The organism is Pseudonocardia xinjiangensis, from assembly GCF_050948425.1.
Taxonomy (GTDB): Bacteria; Actinomycetota; Actinomycetes; order Mycobacteriales; family Pseudonocardiaceae; genus Pseudonocardia; species Pseudonocardia xinjiangensis.
In genome coordinates this window covers 1,079,470-1,099,072 of the sequence record NZ_CP192009.1, presented here as the reverse complement: position 1 = coordinate 1,099,072, position 19,603 = coordinate 1,079,470, and the positions used below count along the sequence as shown (strand labels likewise).

General features: G+C 71.4%; 22 protein-coding genes. 12 read left to right on the top strand and 10 right to left on the bottom strand.

From position 1 onward, the window contains the following. The first annotated feature begins 376 nt into the window (after positions 1 to 376). Positions 377 to 1,012 (top strand): transglycosylase SLT domain-containing protein, encoded by a 636-nt coding sequence (locus tag ACQPZA_RS05375; protein ID WP_433278899.1) that lies wholly within the window; start codon positions 377 to 379, stop codon positions 1,010 to 1,012. Between the two features lie 59 nt (positions 1,013 to 1,071). Here ACQPZA_RS05375 and ACQPZA_RS05370 read toward each other — a convergent pair whose 3' ends face one another. The 4 genes from ACQPZA_RS05370 to ACQPZA_RS05355 form a co-directional block, all read right to left on the bottom strand. Beyond that, the gene (locus tag ACQPZA_RS05370) at positions 1,072 to 1,302 is read right to left on the bottom strand and encodes an RNA-binding S4 domain-containing protein (RefSeq protein WP_312859216.1); all 231 of its coding nucleotides are present in this window, start codon (positions 1,300 to 1,302) and stop codon (positions 1,072 to 1,074) included. An 87-nt stretch (positions 1,303 to 1,389) separates the two neighbouring features. Continuing rightward, complete coding sequence (locus ACQPZA_RS05365) at positions 1,390 to 2,346, bottom strand: anti-sigma factor RsbA family regulatory protein (RefSeq protein ID WP_433278896.1); 957 nt, start codon at positions 2,344 to 2,346, stop codon at positions 1,390 to 1,392. A 143-nt stretch (positions 2,347 to 2,489) separates the two neighbouring features. Beyond that, the gene (locus ACQPZA_RS05360; RefSeq protein WP_433278895.1) at positions 2,490 to 3,497 is read right to left on the bottom strand and encodes a 1-aminocyclopropane-1-carboxylate deaminase; all 1,008 of its coding nucleotides are present in this window, start codon (positions 3,495 to 3,497) and stop codon (positions 2,490 to 2,492) included. 40 nt (positions 3,498 to 3,537) lie between these two features. Then, positions 3,538 to 4,242, bottom strand: coding sequence for a GntR family transcriptional regulator (locus ACQPZA_RS05355; protein WP_433278893.1), 705 nt, complete (start codon positions 4,240 to 4,242; stop codon positions 3,538 to 3,540). A 327-nt stretch (positions 4,243 to 4,569) separates the two neighbouring features. Here ACQPZA_RS05355 and ACQPZA_RS05350 point away from each other — a divergent pair, with 327 nt between their 5' ends. Beyond that, positions 4,570 to 5,352 carry an E3 ubiquitin ligase family protein gene (locus ACQPZA_RS05350; RefSeq protein ID WP_433278891.1) on the top strand — a complete coding sequence of 261 codons (783 nt, stop codon included), beginning with the start codon at positions 4,570 to 4,572 and terminating at the stop codon, positions 5,350 to 5,352. Positions 5,353 to 5,381: 29 nt separating this feature from the next. Here ACQPZA_RS05350 and ACQPZA_RS05345 read toward each other — a convergent pair whose 3' ends face one another. Both ACQPZA_RS05345 and ACQPZA_RS05340 read right to left on the bottom strand, forming a co-directional pair. Next, positions 5,382 to 5,777, bottom strand: coding sequence for a VOC family protein (locus ACQPZA_RS05345; RefSeq protein ID WP_433278889.1), 396 nt, complete (start codon positions 5,775 to 5,777; stop codon positions 5,382 to 5,384). A 90-nt stretch (positions 5,778 to 5,867) separates the two neighbouring features. After that, complete coding sequence (locus tag ACQPZA_RS05340) at positions 5,868 to 6,392, bottom strand: helix-turn-helix domain-containing protein (RefSeq protein ID WP_433278887.1); 525 nt, start codon at positions 6,390 to 6,392, stop codon at positions 5,868 to 5,870. A 70-nt stretch (positions 6,393 to 6,462) separates the two neighbouring features. On the opposite strand from ACQPZA_RS05340, the gene ACQPZA_RS05335 reads away from it, so the two are divergent. Together ACQPZA_RS05335 and ACQPZA_RS05330 are read left to right on the top strand one after the other, a co-directional pair. Beyond that, complete coding sequence (locus ACQPZA_RS05335) at positions 6,463 to 6,834, top strand: hypothetical protein (protein ID WP_433278886.1); 372 nt, start codon at positions 6,463 to 6,465, stop codon at positions 6,832 to 6,834. Then, positions 6,831 to 8,012 carry a hypothetical protein gene (locus ACQPZA_RS05330; protein ID WP_433278884.1) on the top strand — a complete coding sequence of 394 codons (1,182 nt, stop codon included), beginning with the start codon at positions 6,831 to 6,833 and terminating at the stop codon, positions 8,010 to 8,012. The genes ACQPZA_RS05335 and ACQPZA_RS05330 overlap by 4 nt, the downstream gene beginning before the upstream one ends. A 60-nt stretch (positions 8,013 to 8,072) precedes the next feature. On the opposite strand, the gene ACQPZA_RS05325 is transcribed toward ACQPZA_RS05330, so the two are convergent. Further along, on the bottom strand, positions 8,073 to 9,035 hold the full coding sequence (locus ACQPZA_RS05325; protein WP_433278882.1) for a LysR family transcriptional regulator: 963 nt from the start codon (positions 9,033 to 9,035) through the stop codon (positions 8,073 to 8,075). 121 nt (positions 9,036 to 9,156) lie between these two features. Between ACQPZA_RS05325 and ACQPZA_RS05320 the strand changes: the two genes are divergently transcribed. Then, positions 9,157 to 10,404 (top strand): MFS transporter, encoded by a 1,248-nt coding sequence (locus tag ACQPZA_RS05320; RefSeq protein ID WP_433278880.1) that lies wholly within the window; start codon positions 9,157 to 9,159, stop codon positions 10,402 to 10,404. Here the strand turns inward: ACQPZA_RS05320 and ACQPZA_RS05315 are convergent. Next, positions 10,325 to 11,914 carry an FAD-dependent monooxygenase gene (locus tag ACQPZA_RS05315; RefSeq protein WP_433278878.1) on the bottom strand — a complete coding sequence of 530 codons (1,590 nt, stop codon included), beginning with the start codon at positions 11,912 to 11,914 and terminating at the stop codon, positions 10,325 to 10,327. The two genes, ACQPZA_RS05320 and ACQPZA_RS05315, sit on opposite strands and share 80 nt — an antisense overlap. A gap of 100 nt (positions 11,915 to 12,014) precedes the next feature. On the opposite strand from ACQPZA_RS05315, the gene ACQPZA_RS05310 reads away from it, so the two are divergent. Continuing rightward, the gene (locus ACQPZA_RS05310) at positions 12,015 to 12,653 is read left to right on the top strand and encodes a TetR/AcrR family transcriptional regulator (protein WP_433278876.1); all 639 of its coding nucleotides are present in this window, start codon (positions 12,015 to 12,017) and stop codon (positions 12,651 to 12,653) included. Positions 12,654 to 12,710: 57 nt separating this feature from the next. Further along, on the top strand, positions 12,711 to 13,139 hold the full coding sequence (locus tag ACQPZA_RS05305) for a Fur family transcriptional regulator (protein ID WP_433278874.1): 429 nt from the start codon (positions 12,711 to 12,713) through the stop codon (positions 13,137 to 13,139). A gap of 93 nt (positions 13,140 to 13,232) precedes the next feature. Here the strand turns inward: ACQPZA_RS05305 and ACQPZA_RS05300 are convergent, their stop codons facing one another. Then, positions 13,233 to 13,610, bottom strand: a complete 378-nt coding sequence (locus ACQPZA_RS05300) for a VOC family protein (RefSeq protein ID WP_433278872.1) — start codon at positions 13,608 to 13,610, stop codon at positions 13,233 to 13,235. A gap of 145 nt (positions 13,611 to 13,755) precedes the next feature. On the opposite strand from ACQPZA_RS05300, the gene ACQPZA_RS05295 reads away from it, so the two are divergent. The 4 genes from ACQPZA_RS05295 to ACQPZA_RS05280 are packed head-to-tail and all read left to right on the top strand — an operon-like array spanning position 13,756 to position 15,679. Then, positions 13,756 to 14,235: a DUF2975 domain-containing protein gene (locus tag ACQPZA_RS05295; RefSeq protein ID WP_433282684.1), complete on the top strand. Its 480-nt coding sequence runs from the start codon at positions 13,756 to 13,758 to the stop codon at positions 14,233 to 14,235. Next, entirely contained in the window at positions 14,235 to 14,441 is a 207-nt protein-coding gene (locus ACQPZA_RS05290; RefSeq protein ID WP_169397080.1) for a helix-turn-helix domain-containing protein, read from the top strand. Before ACQPZA_RS05295 ends, ACQPZA_RS05290 begins: the two co-directional genes overlap by 1 nt. After that, positions 14,438 to 14,644, top strand: coding sequence for a hypothetical protein (locus ACQPZA_RS05285; protein ID WP_433278870.1), 207 nt, complete (start codon positions 14,438 to 14,440; stop codon positions 14,642 to 14,644). The genes ACQPZA_RS05290 and ACQPZA_RS05285 overlap by 4 nt, the downstream gene beginning before the upstream one ends. A gap of 60 nt (positions 14,645 to 14,704) precedes the next feature. After that, positions 14,705 to 15,679: a DMT family transporter gene (locus ACQPZA_RS05280; RefSeq protein ID WP_433278868.1), complete on the top strand. Its 975-nt coding sequence runs from the start codon at positions 14,705 to 14,707 to the stop codon at positions 15,677 to 15,679. Between the two features lie 24 nt (positions 15,680 to 15,703). Here the strand turns inward: ACQPZA_RS05280 and ACQPZA_RS05275 are convergent, their stop codons facing one another. Beyond that, entirely contained in the window at positions 15,704 to 16,933 is a 1,230-nt protein-coding gene (locus ACQPZA_RS05275; RefSeq protein WP_433278865.1) for a glycosyltransferase, read from the bottom strand. Positions 16,934 to 17,270: 337 nt separating this feature from the next. On the opposite strand from ACQPZA_RS05275, the gene ACQPZA_RS05270 reads away from it, so the two are divergent. Beyond that, positions 17,271 to 19,544 (top strand): UvrD-helicase domain-containing protein, encoded by a 2,274-nt coding sequence (locus tag ACQPZA_RS05270; RefSeq protein ID WP_433278863.1) that lies wholly within the window; start codon positions 17,271 to 17,273, stop codon positions 19,542 to 19,544. Positions 19,545 to 19,603: the final 59 nt, after the last annotated feature.

Sequence of the window (19,603 nt, the reverse complement as noted above, 5' to 3'; positions counted from 1 at the left end):
TCGGATGCGGCAGATATTCATTCCTGGAGCCCTTTGGAGCCGAGCGGCAGGTGGGGTGCGGTGACCGGGCACCCCTCGCCTTGCTCGCCACCGACGCCCGCCAATACAGTCACGCCAGCGTCACGATCCGATCATGAGCGCAACCGAGCCGGGACTCCCCACCCGGCTCGCCGGACCCCCGACCGGTTGCTCGTGAACGGCTCGCTCCCCCGCGCTGAAAGGGCTCTCGTTGGCAGGACACCGCTCCCCCCGTGGTCGTCGCGCACAGTGGACTTTCGACCCCGCGTCCGCGCGACACAAGACGGCTTCGGCGCCGGCGCACTCCGGACCGGCACTCCGCACGACCGTTCTCGCCACAGCTGCCGCCGTCGGCGCGGTGGCCACCGGCACGTTCACCGCTCTCGTCCCCAACCCGGGCGGCAGCACCCCGACCGCCGCCGCCGACGAGCTCGACACCGAGCTCGCGGCGAGCAGCTCGCCGCTCTACTCCGGTGCCGCCGCCACCCTGCTCCCGGTGAGCTACACGACCGACACGACCGACGGTCAGGACGAGCAGCTGGCCCGGCTCGACAAGGCGGCCTCCCTGGCCGCGGAGCTGGCCGAACTGCACGCCAAGCAGGCGCGTGAACAGGCCGAGAACGACCGGATCGACGCCCTGATCAAGCGCGGTGGCCTGGACGGTTGGATCGCCGAGGCCCTGCAGATCATGGATCTGCCGCAGTCCTACGCCTCCGGGCTCAAGAAGATCATCATGTCCGAGTCCGGCGGCAACCCCCGCGCGATCAACACCTGGGACAGCAACGCCCGCCGGGGCACCCCGTCGCAGGGCCTCATGCAGACGATCCCGTCCACCTTCCGCGCCTACGTGCACCCCTCGCTGGCCGGCCGGTCCATCACCGACCCGGTCGCCAACATCACCGCGGGCGTGCGGTACATGATCGCGCAGTACGGGGTGTCCACCCTCAAGGCCGGCGGCCGCAGCAACAGCTCCGGCGACTACGTCGGCTACTGAGCAGACCCACCACGGCCGGCGCCGGTCTCACGAGATCCGGCGCCAGGCCGACGAGCGGCTCAGCCGGGCGTGACCGGCCGGGCTCGCCGGTCGTCCACCGCAACGACGTCCCCGGCCCGCAGCTGTGCGCCCCTTCGCGTCTCCACCCGGCCGTTCACCAGCACCTCCTCGGCCTCCAGCAGCGCCTTGGCGTGCCCGCCGTCCTCGGCGAGACCGGCGAGCTTGAGGAATTGGCCGAGCCGGATGGGGTCCTCGGCGATCGGGACATCGAGAATCGGTGATCTCGGCACCCGCACATCATGACGCATGCCCGTTCCGGTCCCGTCAGCCGCGAACGTGCACCCGTTCATGATCGGGAACGACCAGGTGCACGGTGATCATGGAAGCCGGAAGTAGGCCCGGACGGTCGTGCCGTCGACCGCGGTGTGCAGGCGGACGAGATCAGCGAGCTGGTTGACCACGAACAGCCCCCGCCCGCGGCGCTGCAGCGGGTCGGGCCGGCGCCTGCCGACGAGGGGGTCGAGCAACTGCCCCGAGTCGCGGACCTCGACGACGAGAAGCGCATCCTCGGTCCAGATGCGGAGCACGCCCGTGCCGCCGGCGTGCTCGACACTGTTGGTGACCAGTTCGTTGGCCACCATCTCGACGTCGGCGACGCGGTCCTCGTCGAGACCGGCGTCGATGGCCGCCGCCTCGGCGAGACGCCGGGCCCGGGCCAGCACCGTGGCGTCGACCAGCAACGGCCGGTGCTGCTCCGGCTCCGGGAACGGGCGGTTGAACTCGGCGAGCACGCGGTCGGCCGCGTAGGCCGCGCTGGCCCGGGAGCCGCGGGCGTCCACCACCACCGGGTGCGTGGCCTCGGCGTCGGCCAGCACCTCGGCGGACAGACCCACGGCGTCGTACGGGCACAGGATGGTGGCGGGTCGGCCCGCGAAAGCCAGGTTGATCAGGGCCTCGTGCTGCACACACGCCGGGTACTCCACGGCGCTGCGGCCTGCCCAGATCGGCTCGCCGATGATGCGGACGCGGGCAGCCCCGGCGTGCTCCTCCGCGAAGGCCAGCAGCACGCTCGGCAGGATCCGGCCGGGGTTGCGTCCGGCCTCGCCCATGTCCAGGAACCGCACCCGCTCCGCAGCGGAACCAAGCTCCCCGCGCAGCGGCTCCAGGCGAGCAGCAGGCACGGCGACGGCGACCGGCTCGCCCGCGGCCAAGCCGTCGTGGACGAACGGCAGGGTGCCGGCCAGGTACTCGTCGAGCCCGCGGTAGAACAGCGCCGGGTGACCGAACCGATCCTCCCGAGATGACACCGGTTCGATCGCGATCGTCGCACTCACGGTGCCGCCTCCAGCTGTGCCGCGCTCTACGGGTGTCTCCGAACCGCAGGCACCCGAAGACCCGTCAGCCCCGGCATCAAGGTCTCCCCGACATTCTGCAGCATCCCGACCTCGGGGCAGACCAGGACCGATCCGACTCCCGGCTAGTGAAACGCGCCGCTGTAGGCGTTCAGTGCCGGCTGGCCGCCGAGGTGGACATAGAGGACGTCGGAGTCCTCGGGAATGTCACCCCGGCGGACGAGGTCGATGAGCCCGGCCATCGACTTCCCCTCGTACACGGGATCGATGATCATGCCTTCGAGTCGTCCGGTGAGCCGGATCGCGTCCAGGGTGGACGGCACAGGGATCCCGTACTCGGCGCCTGCCCAGCCCTCCAGCAGGGTGATCTCGTCGTCGCGCAGGTCTCGTCCCAGGCCGAGGAGCTCGGCCGTGTGGCGGGCGATCTTCTCCACCTGGGCACTGGTCTCGGCGAGCTTGGCCGAGGCGTCGATGCCGAGGACGCGGCGAGGCCGGTCCTGGCCTGCGAAGCCGGCGATCATCCCGGCCTGCGTGCTGCCGGTGACGCTGCAGACCACGATCGTGTCGAAGAAGACGCCGAGCTCGCGTTCCTGCTCCTGCACCTCGTAGGCCCAGTTGGCGAACCCGAGGCCACCGAGCGGGTGGTCGGACGCTCCGGCGGGGATCGCATACGGGGTGCCTCCGGCCGCGCGGACGTCCTCCAGCGCCTGGTTCCAGCTGTCCTTGAACCCGATGCCGAATCCGGCCTGGACCAGGCGCACGTCGGCACCCATGATGCGGGACAGCAGGATGTTGCCGACCTTGTCGTTGACCGCGTCCGGCCAGTCCACCCAGCTCTCCTGGACGAGCACGGCCTTGAGGCCGAGCCGGGCGGCGACGGCAGCCACCTGCCGGGTGTGGTTGGACTGCACGCCACCGATGCTCACGAGGGTGTCCGCGCCCTTCGCCAGCGCGTCGGGGACCAGGTACTCCAGCTTCCGCGTCTTGTTGCCCCCGTACGCGAGCCCGCTGTTGCAGTCCTCCCGCTTGGCCCAGATCCGGGCCCCGCCGAGGTGCGCGGTGAGCCGCTCCAGACGATGGACGGGGCTGGGGCCGAACAGCAGCGGGTACCGCTCGAAGTCGGCGATGGGCATGTGGCTCCTCGGGTGAGTGGTCGCGGTGGCGCCGGCGTGGTCAGCGCGGGGACGCGTCGGCTGCGTCGGCCGGGCGGTCGCCGTCGGGGGTCAGCGTGTCGAGCAGCGGCGCCAGCGTCTCCCAGTTGGCGCGGACGGCCGCGGCGGCGCCGTCGGCGTCCCCCGCCTCGCACAACGCGATGATCCGATCGTGTTGCGCCACCGAGCTGCGCCCGCTCAGCGAGGAGAAACGCAGGTGCTCCACGCGCCGCAGCAGCGGGGTGAACTGCTCGAGGACGCTGCGAATCGCACCGTTGGCACTGGCCGCGACCGGGACGCCGTGGAACTCGTCGTCGGCCACGACCGCCGCGTCGACATCGCCGCGTCGCAGCGCGTCCGCGAACCGGGCGTTGGCCGCGCGCATCGCGTCGAGCTCGACGGCGGACAGGTTCGGCAGCGACTCCCGCACGGCGAGCTCGTGCACGGCGGCGGTCACCGACTGCGCGGACCGGGCCGCACGGACGTCCAGTGGGCTGACGATGGTGTAGCGCCCGGGCTTGGTCTGCACCAGCCCGGCCTGCTCCAGCCGGGCCAACGCCTCCCGCACCGGGGTCCGGCTGACCCCCAGCCACTCCACCAGGTCGGCGTCGTTGAGCCGCTCGCCCGGCGCGAGCGTGCCGTCGACGATCGCGTCGCGGATGGCCCGGTACGCGTTCTCCCGGAGGAGGGATCGGGAGACGAGACCGTGGCTCTGCGGGACCGGCATGCGATATATTGCACGCGGCATGTTGATCGCTGTCAAGCGCGACTGCACGTCGGCGTGCTCTGCCACCGAGGGGTGGGCAGAGTACGTCGTCGGCCGCCGCGGCGACCCCGCTGCCGAGCACCATGATCGCCACGAGATCCCCCGATCCGCCCCGGCGAGGGCGAACAGCCGGATCTCGGCGTGATCTTGCAGTGTCGCGTCGCCCCCTCGGACCGAACAATCTAAACCACGCAAATCATACTGAATCGAACTTTGCGTGCGAAAGTACCGGATAGGCATTATCAACTCGCCCCAATTGCCCAGCGAGCCGCCTTGTAACCTCCGCCCGTGGCTCTCGCAATCATCGGCGTCGTTCTTCTGGTGGGAGCGGCCGTTGCGGTCGGCTTCGCATTGCGCGGCAGGCGGCGCTGGCAGGCAATGCTGGGCACCGAGACGTCCACCGTGGCCGAACTGGCCGGTGAGCGGGCCACCGTGCACCAGCTCGGGGGCGGGGGGTTCAAGCGGATCGCCGAGGTGACCGGCGCAGCGGCGATCGGGCCCGTTGGCGAGTTGACGTCCGAGCTGGCCGGGCTGTCGTGCGTCTGGTTCCGGTACGAGGTCCGGCGCCGTTACTGGTACACCACCACCGATTCCGAGGGCCGCACCAGCCGCTCGGAGCGAAAGGAATCGGTGGCGAAACTGTCCAGCTCGCAGCCGTTCCGGCTGACGGACGGGACCGGAAGTGTGCTGATCGAGCCGGGCACTCTGGCGATCGACCACGCCGAGCGAGTGGTCGAGCGGTTCGAGCCGGCGGCCCAGGCCGCCAGCACCTTCAGTCTCTCGATCGGCGGCCTCACTTTCGGCAACCGCGGGAACGACACCATCGGTTACGAGTACGAGGAGTGGGTCGTCCGCCCCGACACCCGGCTCTACGTACTGGGCGAGGCGAACGACCGCAACGGCGAGTTGACGGTCGGCAAGCCCGCCGACGGCGGCATGTTCGTCATCTCCACCCGCAGCGAGGCGGAGCTGCGCAGCTCCGCCCAGCGGACGCAACGGATCCTGATGTGGGTGGGGCTCGCCGCCGCGGTCGTGGGCATCGCACTGCTGGTGGTTGCCGCCGTGCGCTGACCTCGTCGGCCAGGACGACGGCGAGCCGGCTACTGGTCGGCGGGGTCCTGAACGATCTCGAGGCCGTTGCCGTCCTGGTCACGGAAGGTGAACATCGGTGGGACGCCGGGCCAGTTCAGGAGCTCACCGACCTCCACGCCGGCAGCGGTCAGGTCGGCGTGTAGAGCGGCCGCATCGCCGGTGGTGAACCGGACGCCGCTCTCGCCGCCACTGGGCAGGCCGTCGTTTGCCCGGACGAGCGCGAGGGATACCGCCGCCCCAGCCGGGGCGACCTCGATCCAGCGGGAGCCGAGCTGCGGAAGCGGCATCTCCATCCGCTTCTCGAAGCCGAGCGTGCCGACGTAGAAGTCGACGGCCTTGTCCTGGTCGGTGACCGGAACGCCGATGGTGCGGATGCCGCTGATGCGGGAGGTGGGCTCTGGCATGCATCGGTCCTGTTCCGTGAGGCGCCAGCTCGTGTTGTCGACATGAAGACCACGACGCCGGTCCGGAGTCATCGGGCAAACCCGGCTCGGTCACCCGTCGGGGATCAGGACCGTCGACAGGATGCGCCGGGTTCTGCCCGGTCCGGACCGGTGGTCGACGACGCTTGCGAGCAGCTTCTGGAACTGCACCATGAACTGCTCGAACTCCTCGTCGGAGAGCCAGATCGCGGCCTGCCGGAACGCGACACCGTCACGGGCCGGGTCGATGTGGTCGCGCTCGAGATAGCGGTCGAGGTCGCCGGCCAGCCCGGCGACGAAGACGGTGAACATCGTCCGCAGCCGGTCAGGGTCGACGGTGTCGTCACCGGGGTCACCGGCGGCGGTGTTGAGCTCGTAGGTGCGCTCGACCGTGCCCCGCACCTGCCGCGTCTCGGCCACCACCAGAACGCCGGCCTTCACCAGGACCGCGACGTGGCGGTAGAGCGTCGTCGTCGGCACGTCGGGTAGCAGCTCGGCGAGCTCGGCGGTCGTCAGCGAGCGGTTGATCAGCGCCTGCGTGATGCGCCACCGGACGGGGTGGTGCAGCAGATCCACGAGCGAGGGCTTGGAGGGCATCAGCCTGGACCTTCGTTTCCATTTCTGGTAATAATGCTGTCGTTGGTAACAACTTAGGTCAGGAGGCGGCATGGCGGCGGTTCAGGTCGACCAGCAGGCGGTGAACGTCACGCTGTCGAGGTGGGAGCGGCCGTTCGCCGGAGGGCGCACGCGGATCGTGGTCCCGCGGAGCGCGGTGCAAGCCAGTGAGCGGGTCGATCAGCCGACGCGCCGGGCGGCAACCCCGGGTGGGCGCGCCGGCCTCCTCATCACCGGAGTTCTCAAGCTGGGTCGCTGGGGCGTCGGCACCCGGACGAGCCGGTTCGTCAGCGTCCGCAGGTGGGTCCCGGCCCTGCGACTGACGGTCGACAACGCGACCGCCGAGCAGCTGGGCTACGACGAGCTCCTGATCAGCACCCACGACGTCGACCACATCACGGCCACTCTCGGGCCACCGCGGTGACCGGGGCGGCCGTCGGTGCGACGGTGCGGCGGCGCCGGATCCGCAGCCGGGTTGGCGTCACGGCGCTGGTGATCGTTGCGCTGCTGCTCGGATACCTGGTCGTGGTCGGAGTGCTGCGGTCGCGAACCCTGATGCTGCCCGCACCGACCGGTCCGCACCCGGTGGGACGCACCATCACCACCGTCGCCGCCGGCGGCGGAACCGAGGACGGGGCTCGCCGGGCAACCTGGGTCTGGTATCCGGCCGACTCCCGATCGGCCGACACCGCCCCACCCGCCGAGTACGTGCCGGATGGCTGGTTCGGCCCGGGCTCGTTGCCGCCCGCCGTCGGCCTCGGCTGGCTCCTGCAGGACGTCGACGCGGTCCGGTCGTGGGCACGTCGTGATGCCGCTCCCGCATCCGGTCGGCACCCCGTCGTCGTGCTCGCCCCCGGATACGAGAACGCGCCGTGGATGTACAGCACCCTGGGCGAGGAGCTCGCCAGCCGCGGCGTCGTCGTGGCGGTCCTCGTTCCGCCGACCACGCCGGCGCGAGTCGTCGACGGGCACCCCCGCACGACCGCGGCCTCCTCCACGCCGCCGACCCCCGCCGAGATCGACCTGCTGCTCCAGCAGGAGGCCGCGGACATGGTGGCCCTGCACGACACCCTGGTCGCGGCAACCGACGGGACCCTTGCCGGGAGCCTCGACACGGACCGAACGGTGTTCGGCGGCCATTCCCTCGGCGGCGGCGCGGCCGTCCTGGCCTGCGAGCTCGCCCCCCGGTGCGCCGGATCGATCAACATGGACGGGCCGCAACCCGCCCTTCCCGCCGGCGCGCCGACGAGACCCGCGCTGCTCCTGGCCTCGGACCACAGCTGCGCCGCCGTCACACCCTGCACCGAACAGGGTCAGTCCGCTGGCTACGTCGACTGGTTGAGCCGGCGACGGACGGCGACGCCACCGAGCACGATCGCGACCATCACCGGAGCCGGGCACAACGCCTTCGGCGACCCGGTCCACTACTTCGTCGCCCCACCCCTCGGCGGGCTCTCCGGCACCGGCTCCATTGCCCCGCAGCGGATGCACGCCGTCCTGACCGCCGTCCTGCACTCCACTGTCAGCCAACTGCTCGGCGGCGACGCCCGGCAGGACGCACGCGAACTACCCGAGCTCGAACTCGTGCCCGCCGGCGGCTGAGAAACGACCGGCCAGTCCCGTTCGCTGGAAGCTCCAGCGAACGAGAGTTGGCAGCTCACGTCATGGGCTCGGTCGGCGCCGTGATGTCGAGCGCGGTGCCCATGTCGGTGTCCAGCTCCCGGCCTGGCTGTGGCAGGGCCGGACGGAGCCCAGTTGGGTGCGCAGTGCGGCGAGGGCGGGATGCGGGTTGTCACTGCGCCAGATCAGGGAGTGCGGGTAGACCGGCGCCGGATCGTGCACGGCGATGCGCCGCAGGTCGTAGTCGGCGGGCCAGACCAGCCGGATCTCCTCGCTGACGAAGGTCGCCAGTGCCGGGGAGCCGGCGATCGCCTCCAGGAGGGCGTCGGTGCCGAAGTTGGGGCCGACAGGGTCGATGGTGAGCCCGAACTCGGCGGCGAGCTCGTCGTAGTAGGCGGCCCACTCCGACCCGGTGAGGATTCCGGGCATCCAGATCCTGTGCCCGGCGAGCTGGGCCGGTGTGACGGCGCGGGCGGCGGCGAGCTCGTGGGCCGGTCCGGTGAGGAGCTGGAGGGGTTCGTCGAAGACGCGGACGGCCTCGATGCCGGCGGGGAGCTTCCGCGTGGGCACGGTGACGGCGCGGAAGGACGCGTCGATCGTGCCGGACCGGACGGCGGCGATCGCCGCGTCGGCGTCGCGGAGGTGCGTCACGACGTCGAGCTCCGCCCGGGGATGGGAGCGGTGGAACTCGCGCAGCAGCCGTGCGGGCGCGCTCCGGGTGGTGATCACGTCGACGCGTAGCGCGCGGCCGCCGGGCCGGACGGAGGCGGCCGCCCTCTCCGCGGCGTGGAGGAGATCGCGGGCGTGCGGCAGGAACGCCTCCCCGTCAGCGGTGAGCCGGGCTCCCCGCGCGGTGCGGCGCAGCAGGCGCACACCGAGGTTCTTCTCGAGCGTCGCGATGCGCTTGGAGACGGCCTGCTGGGTGATCGCCAGCTCGTCGGCGGCCGGCTGGAACCGGCCCGCGTCCGTCACGGCGACGAAGGTGCGCACGGCATCGAGATCCACGGCGCCCGACCGTAGTTGCACAACGTCTCGTTGTGGCTCGCCACCAGCGCAGTTGTTTGATCCGCCGCCCTGCCGATCGCTGTGATTGCGGTGGTCGTCGAGAGCGAGGGTGGTGCCGGAGATGGAAGGTACGCGGTCGTTGGGGCGGCAGTTCGGATGGCTCTGGGCGGCCTGTGCGACCAGCACGTTCGGCACGTGGCTCGCGTTCGACGCGACCCCACTGATCGCGGTACTCGTGCTGCACGCCGGGGCGACCGAGGTGTCGGTGCTGGCGGCGGCGGGGCTGGCGGTCGGCGCGGCGGTGGCGGTGCCGCTCGCCCCGTGGGTGGAGTTGCGCCGCAAGCGGCCGGTGATGGTGGCGATGGACCTGATCCGGTTCGCGACGTTGCTGAGCATCCCCGTCGCCTACGCGCTCGGCCTGCTCACCTTCACCCAGCTCCTGGTCGTCGCGATCATCGTCGCGGGCGCCGACCTCACCTTCACCGCGGCCGGCGGGGCATTCCTGAAGGCGCTCGTGCGCCCGGAGGACCTGCTCGTCGCCAACGGGCGGTTCGAGTCCACGACCTGGACCGCCACCATGCTCGGACCGCCGCTCGGCGGGGCCGCGATCGGGCTGTTCGGCCCGGTGGCGACCGTCGTGGCCAACGCCGTCAGCTACCTGCTCTCCGCAGGAGGGCTGGCGGCGATCGGAACGGGCGGGAGGGAGCCGCACCCCGCGCGAGCCGATGCGCCGAGGCTTCGAGCAGGCCAGCTGCTCGACGGGTGGCGGTTCATCCTGACCCACCCGACACTGCGCCTGCTGTTCGTCAACTCGCTCATGGTCAACGGCCTCATCATGGCGACCTCACCGCTGCTCATCGTCCTCATGCTCGGCCCCCTCGGCTTCGCACCCTGGCAGTACGGCCTCGCGTTCGCAGCGCCGTGCATCGGCGGCCTCATCGGCTCCCGGCTGGCCCGCAGGCTCGTCGCCCGGTACGGGCAACACACGATCATGCTCACCGCCGGGACACTGCGCGCGTGCTGGTTGCTCGGGCTGGCCTTCGTCGGTCCCGGCGCTGCCGGGTTGGTGCTGGTCATGGCCGTCGAGCTGGGCCTGATCACCTGCATGGGCGTGTTCAACCCGGTGCTCGCCACCTACCGGCTCACCCAGATCCCGACGGACCGGGTGACCCGCACCCTGTCCGCGTGGTCGGTGACCAGCAAGGTGGCCATCGCGGCCCTCACCGCGCTGTGGGGCCTGCTCGCCGGAGTCACCGGCCCCCGCGCCGCGATCGTGATCGCCGGCCTCCTCATCCTGACCACCCCGCTCCTGCTCCCCCGCCACGACCGGCCACAGCAGCGGGAGCGGGAGCCGTCCCGGAGCCACTGACCCTCCCGGGGATCGCCGGCCGTCGAGAGAGGCGGTCGAGGTAGCCGGAGACCTCCACGACGCCGGCTGTCGTGGTCGTCAGTGCGATGTGATGGTCCGGCCGGACCAGGACGAGGGTGTCGTCGTCCGCGTCGAAGGCCCGCTTCACCTGCTCGGCGTCGTCCAGGCCACCAGGACCGGCGCTGAGGAGATGGCTCTCCACGAGTTCCGCGTGTGCCGCGGTGAGTTCACGGAGGTGAGGTCCGGCTTCGGGGGCGAAGCCGAGGAGTGCGAACCGTCCACCGGCGAGGAGGTCGAACAGTCGCCGCGGAGTGTGCTCAGGGCTGCCGCGCAGCGGGACGTTCGGTGCACGGTCACCGGCCCTCGTCGTTCTCTCGCCCGGAGCGTGATCCTCGGCGAGGACGCTCCAGCGGTAGTTGATCCCCAGCCCGCTGCCTTCCGGGACGGCGACGGCGTCCATACCTTCGCCGCGGATCCGGATGTCGTCGAGGACCACGCGGAGGCGCTCACTGGTGAGGTCGAGCGTCCACGCCGCGATCGGCATCCGCTCCTCCTCGTAGGTGTCGAGCAGCGCGGGACCGGCGTGGCCGGTCGCCACGAGCCCGAGCTTCCACCCGAGGTTCCACGCGTCCTGGATCCCGGTGTTCATGCCGAGTCCGCCGGCGATGGGATGGACGTGGGCGGCATCGCCCGCAAGGAAGACCCGCCCGACGCGGTAGCGGTCGACCATGCGGACGTTGACCGTCCAGGTCGACTTCCAGGTGAGATCGCGCAGCCGCACACCGGGGAGGCGGGCGTACCGGTCGAACAGCCGCTGAAAGCTCTCCAGCGAGGGCGGCAGGACCTCCCCCGCGGCATCCCGCTCCGGGCTGGCCTGGAGCTGCCAGGAGTCCGTCCCGCGGAACGGGGACAGCAGGATCGCCCCGTCCTCGGCGAACCATTGGTGCCACGCCTCATCGACCAGGCCGTCGACCACCACGTCCCCGCAGACCATCGCCTGCTCCGGCGCGGTCTCCCCCTCGAAGGCCACCCCGAGCAGCTTCCGGACCGGGCTGCGGCCGCCGTCGCACCCCACGAGGTAGTCCGCTTCGATCCGCCCGCCGTCGGCAAGGGTGACGTGCACGCCCACATCGTCCTGCGTGAAGTCCGTCAGCTCCGTCGCCAGCTCGACCTGCACGCCCCAGGTGGCGAGCCGGTCGCGGAGCACCTGCTCGGTCCGCCATTGCGGCACGAACAGCATGCGGTCCTCGAAGGGGTCGGTCTCCTCGACCAGCTCGCCCTGGAAGTACTTGCGGAACTTGAGATGGGTGATCCCGGAGGCACGGACCTGGTCTGCGACACCGAGGTCGCCCAACACCTCCAGGCTGCGGGCGTTGAGCGTCTTGCCCCGGGACCCCGTCTGGAACGCGGGCGACTTCTCGATGATCCGGACCTCGACGCCGCGACGCGCCAGGTCACAGGCGAGGGTCAGTCCTGTGGGGCCGGCACCCACGATCAACACGGTGGTCATGTCTCGTCCTCTCGGTCAGTGCGGTACCGGCACCCAAACACAACCGGGTTACATATGCAACCTGGTAACGAATCTATCCCGGTTGCTCTAAGCTGCCCGCATGAGTGGACCTGGCCTGCGACAGCGGAAGCGGGAGCGCACGCGGGAGACGATCTCGGACACGGCGATCGGACTCTTCCTCGTCCACGGCTTCGACAGCGTCACCGTCGCCCAGATCGCCGCGGCGGCCGAGGTCTCCAAGCCCACCCTGTTCCGCTACTTCCCCACGAAGGAGGACCTCCTGATCCACCGCTTCGCCGACCACCAGGGCGAAGCCGCACGCGTGGTGCAGGCCCGACGCAGCGGCGAGGCGCCGCTCGACGCACTGCACCGCCACTACCGGGAACGCCTCGCCCAGCACGACCCGATCACCGGGCTGTGCGACGACGCCGAGGTCCTGGCCTTTCACGGGCTCGTCTTCACCACCCCGACGGTCGCCGCCCGCCTGGCCGAGTTCAGCGCCGCCGACGTCGACGCCCTTGCCGCGGCCCTCCGGGACGGCGTCGGCACAACCGCGGAAGACCTCCGCCCGCGGCTCGTCGCGGCGCAGGTGATCACCGCCCAGCACGTACTGGCCCGAGAGAACTGGGCCAAGCTGGCGGGAGGACGCACGGCGGACGAGGTTCACCCGCAGGCGGCAGCCGACGCCGACATGGCGTTCACCGCACTCCGGCAGGGCGTCGGCAGCCTCGGCTTCTGACAGTGACGCCGGCCCCGAAATCTTGAGCAATTCAAGAATATGGGCCACACTTCGGCCGTGTCGACGACCTCGGACTTCGAGCGCATGGTGCGCGGGGCCGCTCTCCGCGTGACGCGTCCCCGGGTTGCGGTGCTCTCCGCGGTGCACCGCCACCCGCACGCCGACACGGCCACGATCATCAGCGCCGTGCGCGAGGATCTGGGCGAGGTGTCCCACCAGGCGGTCTACGACGTGCTGCGCGCGCTGACCACCGCAGGCCTGCTGGGGTGCATCCAGCCACCGGGCTCCCCGGCACGTTACGAGGCGCGGGTCAGGGACAACCATCACCACGTCGTCTGCCGGTCGTGCGGTGCCATCGCCGATGTCGACTGCGCCGTCGGCGCCGCACCCTGCCTGGCCCCGTCCGACGACCACGGCTTCGCGATCGACGAGGCCGAGGTCATCTACTGGGGCATGTGTCCCGACTGCTCCACCGCAGCCGCCTGACCTCCGCCCGCTCCGCGCGCTGGTCGTGGTCCTCGCAGGGCCCGTGGGCACTGCGAGGACCACAACGGGCGCGCGCAGGCGGCCGCGAGTCGGCTACTTCGTGCCGGCTACGCCGATCAGATGCCCCTCGGGATCGGTGAACTGCCCGACCACGAGGGATCCGGGAGTGCCCTCCGGGCCCATCACGCGCTTCCCGCCGAGGCTCTCGGCCCTCGTGAGCGCGGCCTCGACATCGGGGACGTCCACGTAGAACAGGACGCGTCCCTCGTAGCCCTCGCCGCCGCCCACGCCACCGTTGATCCCGTTACCGGTGGTGCTGCCGTCCACAAACCCGTAGTTGCCCGGCGGGGAGATCGTGTCGGTGGTCGCGTCGCCGACGGCGAACTCCCACCCGAACAGCTCGCCGTAGTAGCTGCGTAGCGTCGCCGGATCCCGTCCGATGATCTCGAAGTGCACAACTGGTTGCCCCATGGCGAGTCCCTCTCCGGGCCGTTGTCCCACGGCTCTCATCCAGAGACGTCGGCGACCGCCGGAAATCATCGGCCGGTCAGCGGCCGGCAACGGGCCGACCCGACGACCTATTGACTATCGATACAAGATGATCGATACTCGATTGGTGTTCACCGAGCATCGGGCCGTAGCCCCTCTCCGAGTTTTCCTCGTGCTGCTGTTCGTGGTCCTGGTCCCGTTCCAGACCCTCTCGCTTCCCGGACAGTTCGCGCACATGGCCGAGGAGTCCCCGGACCTTGCGTACCTGAGGTGGCCGTTGACCGCCGTGACGGTGTTCTGGGTGGTGTGCGTCCAGGTGGTGATCGTGGCCACCTGGAAGTTGCTCACCATGGTCAAGAAGGACCGCATCTTCAGCGACGCCTCCTTGGTGTGGGTGGATGCGATCGTCTGGGCCATCGTTGCGGCGTGGGTGGTGCTACTGGGCGTGTTCCTCTACTTCGGTTTCAAGGCGGACGACCCCGGACTACCGGTCCTGCTGTTCCTGATGCTGACCGGCATCGCCGTGGTGGGACTCCTCATGGTGGTGATGCGCGCGCTGCTGCGGCAGGCCACGACATTGCGCACCGACATGGAAGCGGTCATCTGATGCCCATCGTCGTCCGCATCGATGTCGAGCTGGCCAAACGCAAGATGACCGTCGGGGAGTTCTCCGAGCGGGTCGGGCTCACGCCGGCGAACGTGGCGGTACTGAAGAACGGTCGTGCCAAGGCCGTTCGTTTCAGCACCCTGGAAGCCATGTGCCGGGTGCTCGAATGCCAGCCCGGTGACCTGCTCGAATGGGTCGAGGAATGAGCGGCGACGGGGATCGGGCCGCCGAACGGAAACCCCCGGCGACGTACCTCCGCGCCATCGTCGCCGTCCTGGTCCTCGCGCTCGGCGTCGCCGGCGTCGTGTACGGGGAGGCCGACGACTCACCGGGCCTGCAGCTGCTGGGCGTTCTGCTCGTCGTCGGTGCGGTTGTGCTCGGGGTGCGTATCGCCCGACGCAGGAGGTAGCAACACCGCCGCCGCGCCACTGATTGTGATGCCGGTTCGGAGCGGTCAGAATCTCCGTAAGTGAGTGCTCTCGACGAGGAGATCGAGCCGCGGTCGCGCGGCCGCAGTCGTGTCGTGGCGATAGGGGCGGCGGTGGCCGCCGGCGCCGGGTTGGCAGTACAGGCACGGTTGAACGGGGAGCTCGGGGCCCGACTCGGCGACGGAGTCGCGGCCTCACTGGCCTCGACCACGGCCGGCGTGCTGGTGCTGCTGGCACTCGTGCCCACCGTGGCGACCGGGCGGCGTGGACTGCGGTTCGTCGGGGCCGCCCTGCGCACCGGCAGCCTGCGCTGGTGGCACTGCTGCGGTGGGGTCGGCGGCGCGCTGTTCGTCGCCGGCCAGGGGGTCAGCGTCGGCACCTTGGGGGTCGCCGTGTTCACCGTGGCCGTCGTCGGGGGCACTGCGGTGGGCAGCCTCGTGGCCGACCGATCGGGACTGGGGCCGGGCGGGCGGCACCCGATCACCACTGCCCGCATCGGCGGCGCGGCGGCCTGCGTGGCGGCGGTTGCGATCGCCGCTCATGACCGGCTGGGCAGCCAGGGCACGGTGCTGCTGCTCGGGCTTCCACTACTGGCCGGCGTCGCGGCCGCCGTCCAGTCTGCTCTCAACGGCCGGGTGGGGGCGGCGGCCCGGTCGCCGTGGCCCGCCACCCTGGTGAGCTTCGTCGTTGCCGAGGTCGCGCTCGGCCTCGCGTTGCTGGTCGTGCTGGCCGTGCGAGGTGTCCCGGCCGGCCGGCTCCCGGCCGAGCCGTGGCTCTACGCCGCCGGCCTGGTCGGCATCGTCGTGATCGCGACAGCAGCGCACTTCGTCGGCCGGATCGGCGTGCTGGTCTTCAGCCTGGCCGGCGTTGCGGGGCAGCTACTCGGCGCGCTCGCCCTGGACGCCCTGACCGCCGGTCCGAGGCCTTCAGTCGCCACCTGGATCGGGACCGCTGTCACGTTCGGCGCCGTGGCGCTGGCGGCTCGCCCGAGCAGTCGTCGAGAACCGAGGGCGTAGCTCGGGCTCGCGATCCCACCTGGTTCACGCGGACACCGGTGGCCTCTCCCGGCTGACCGCGTCGAGCAGCAACGTCGCGGCCAGCGTCGCGCCGTCGGTGCGGATCGTGGCGGCCACGGCGGTCGCTCGGGCGCGGGTCTCGGGCGTCAACGCCGTCCTGAGCGCGGCGGACAGGGACTCGACGGTCGGAGCCGGACCGTCGTGAGCCGCGCCGATGCCCAGGTCGGCGACCCTGCCTGCCCAGTAGGGCTGGTCCGCGAGCTGGGGAACCACCACCTGGGGCGCGCCGGCCCGGGTGGCCGTGGTCGTGGTGCCCGCGCCGCCGTGGTGCACGACGGCGGCCACCCGGCCGAACAGTGCCTGCTGGTTGACCTCGCTCACGACGAAGCAGTCGTCCCGGTCGTCGATCAGGGCCAGGTCGGCCCAGCCGCGGAGCACGACCGCGCGGCGGCCCTGCGCCCGGATCGCCTCGGTGGCCACCTGGGCGACGTCCGCCGAGCCGTGCATGGGCATGCTCCCGAAGCCCACGTAGACCGGAGGTGCGCCGGCATCCAGGAACGCCTCCAGGTCGGCCGGGAGCGGGCGGAGGTCGGGCAGGATCCACGCGCCGGTCTGTACGACGTCGAGGTCCGGCGTCTCCTGCCACGGGTCCAGGATCGGGTCGGTCGCCAGCCACGGCCGGTCACCGACGACGTAGTCGCGGACGTCGGCCACCGGCGCCAGGCCGTTCGACACCCGGTTGGTGTTGAGCGCCTCCCCGAACAGCGCGTTGATGCTCCGGGCGTCCAGTTCCCACAGCACCCGGTTGTCGGTCACCTCAGGCGGGAACGGCCGGCCCGGATACGCCAGCGGCGGACGGTGCGGCGACGGCAGGGTGAGCTGCTGGAAGGTCACGGAGACCGACCGGATGCCCAGCTTCTCGGCCACCGACAGCGCGCCGGCCGCGGCAGGCATCATGCCGGTCACCACCATCGCATCGCATCCCTCGGCCGCCCGGGTGACCGCATCGAACTGGCCGGCGATCAACCCGGCTGCACGCTGGGGCAGGCCGGACGGCGGCGGCGCCGCAGCCGTCAGCGCGCTCGCCGACGGGCCGACGGGGACCATCGGCACGCCGACGCCGGCCAGCCGCTCCGCGAAGTCCGGCGGCGCGCACACCCGCACCTCCGCGCCGAGCTCCCGCAATCGCAACGCGAGTGCCACCAGCGGTTCGACGTCACCGCGCGACCCATACGTCGACAACAACACACGCACTTCGCGACTCCTATTTCTGCAGGTCCGGGCTCCGGCCGGCGATTCTGCGGCACCACCCGGGTCTTGCCGCAAGCCCCCCGGCGCGCTATAAGTTGAAGAGGGCAGGAGAGAGTGCTCTCCATTTCCCATCCCCGTGGCCGTCGGCCCGACCAGACGTTCGCAATGACGTGTTCGCAAGCCGTCGACGTGGGACCGGGCGCGCGGCGCCGGTAGGTGGCGTACCACAGTGCGCGCTCTTGCGATTCACCCGATGTGACTGTGCACAGTGATATGCGGAAAGTTATTCTGAAGGGTGCGTTCAGAGAAGGAATCCGTAACTCCGCAACCTAAGGATAGCATGGGCGGGAAGAGCGTGGACATACCCCCTTTCGAGCAGGAGTTGACAGCGGAGACCGAGCGGATCCGCCGGCTACATACGCTGCTCGCCACCGAACTCGCGGCCGCCAAGGCCCAGACACAGGGCGTACTTGCCGCACCGACGGGCGGGGAGCTCAGCGCCCTCTGGGAGCGCGACGTCTCCGTGCACCGCTGGTCGGAACGGGCGGCCGCGCTGACCGCAGCCCGCTCCGGGCTGTGCTTCGGCCGGCTCGACCGCACCGACGGGTCGACGAGCTACATCGGCCGCATCGGGCTCACCGACCCGTCGGACGGGGAGAGCGCGCTGATCGACTGGCGGGCGCCCGCCAGTCAGCCGTTCTACTGCGCAACCCTGGCCACACCGCTGGGCATCACCCGGCGACGGCATCTCCAGATCGCCGGAACGGCGCCCGACGAGCGGGTCGCCACGTTCCACGACGACGTGCTGGACCAGGCGCTCCTCACCGAGGCGGATTCCAAGTCCGCCTCCGATCCGGCGCTGCTCGCCGCGCTGAAGGCGCCGCGCGGAGCGACGATGCGCGACATCGTGACGACGATCCAGGCCGAGCAGGACGCGATCATCCGGCTGCCGCTCTCCGGCGTCGTCGTGATCGAGGGCGGCCCGGGGACCGGGAAGACCGCGGTCGCGCTGCACCGCGTCGCGTACCTGCTCTACAGCCACCGCGAGCGGCTGGCCCGCAGCGGCGTGCTGGTCGTCGGCCCCAGCGCGGGCTTCATCCGGTACGTCGGCGGCGTGCTCCCCGCGCTGGGCGAGTCGGCGGTGGTGTTCACCACCCCGGGACGGCTGGCGCAGGGCGTCGTCGCGACCGCCGTGGACGAGGACGAGGTGGCCCGCACGAAGGGCGGCCTGGCGATGCTGGACGTCCTGCGCCGCGCCGTCGCCGACCGCCAGGAGCTACCCGCGTCGCCGATCTCGATCGAGCTCGACGACGTCACCGTCACGATCGACCGGGCGACAGCGAGGGAAGCCAGGAGGCGCGCCCGGACGGCCGGCCTGCTCCACAACACCGCACGGACGACGTTCCGCGACACGCTCGGCAGCCTGCTCGTCCAGCAGGGCATCGAGCAGCTCGACAAGAACCTGGAGGACCCGCCCGAGCTCGCCGAGCTCCTCCGGGAGCTCGGCGACCTCCCGGAGCTCGCCCAGGCGGGCGCAGCGCAGGTCTCGGCGGAGATGCGCCACGAGCTGCGCGACGAGCTGCGCTCCAACCTCGACTTCCACGCGGCGGTCGAGCAGCTCTGGCCGGTGCTGACCCCGGAGCGGCTCCTCGCCGATCTCTTCGCGTCCCCGGAGCGGCTGGCCTCGGCAGGCGGCGGGATCGACCTCTCCGGGCTGTACCGCGCCGAGGGCTCCCCGTGGACGGTGTCGGACGCGCCCCTGCTCGACGAGCTGGCCGAGCTGCTCGGTCCCCCGCCGGTCCGGCCGAGCCCGTCCGAGCGCGAGCCCGACAGCGTCTACGCCAACGAGGTGCTGAGCATCCTGGAGTCGGCCGACCGCAGTCTCGCCGGGGAGGATCCCGACGAGCTGCGCCCGACCGACTTCGTCACCGCCGACGTGCTCGCTGCCCGGCAGGTGCCCGACCACCTCGCGAGCGTCGCCGAGCGGGCCGCCGGCGACCGGGACTGGCGGTACGGGCATCTCGTCGTCGACGAGGCGCAGGAGCTCTCGGCCATGGACTGGCACGTCCTGCTGCGGCGCTGCCCGGCCCGTTCGATCACCGCGGTGGGCGACCTCGCGCAGCGCAGCGCGCCCGCAGGAGCGGATGCGTGGGCGGACGTGCTCGGCCCGCACCTCGGTTCCCGGTGGACCTACCGGACGCTCACGGTGAACTACCGGACGCCCGCCGAGATCATGGCGGTGGCCGCCGGCGTGCTGGCCGAGTTCGCGCCCGACCGGCAGCCGCCCGAATCGGTGCGGGCGACGGGCGAGGAGCCGTGGCGGCGCACCGTGGCGGCCACCGACCTCGCAGCGGAGGTGCGCACGGCCGTCGAGGCGGAGGTGGCCCAGCTGGGCCGCGGGACGCTGGCGGTGATCGCCGCCGACGGAGACGGCCTGGCCGGCCTCACCGGTCTGCCCGCGCAGGTGCACACCCCGGTGTCGGCGAAAGGCCTCGAGTTCGACGCCGTCGTGATCGTCGACCCGGAGCGGATACGGGCCCACAATCCCGCCGACCTCTACGTCTCGATGACCCGCGCCACCCAGCGGCTCGGGCTCCTGCACGTCGAGCACTGAGGCGACCACGCCGCCAGGGGCCGGACACCGCCGCGGTGAGCGGTGTCCGGGCCCTGGCG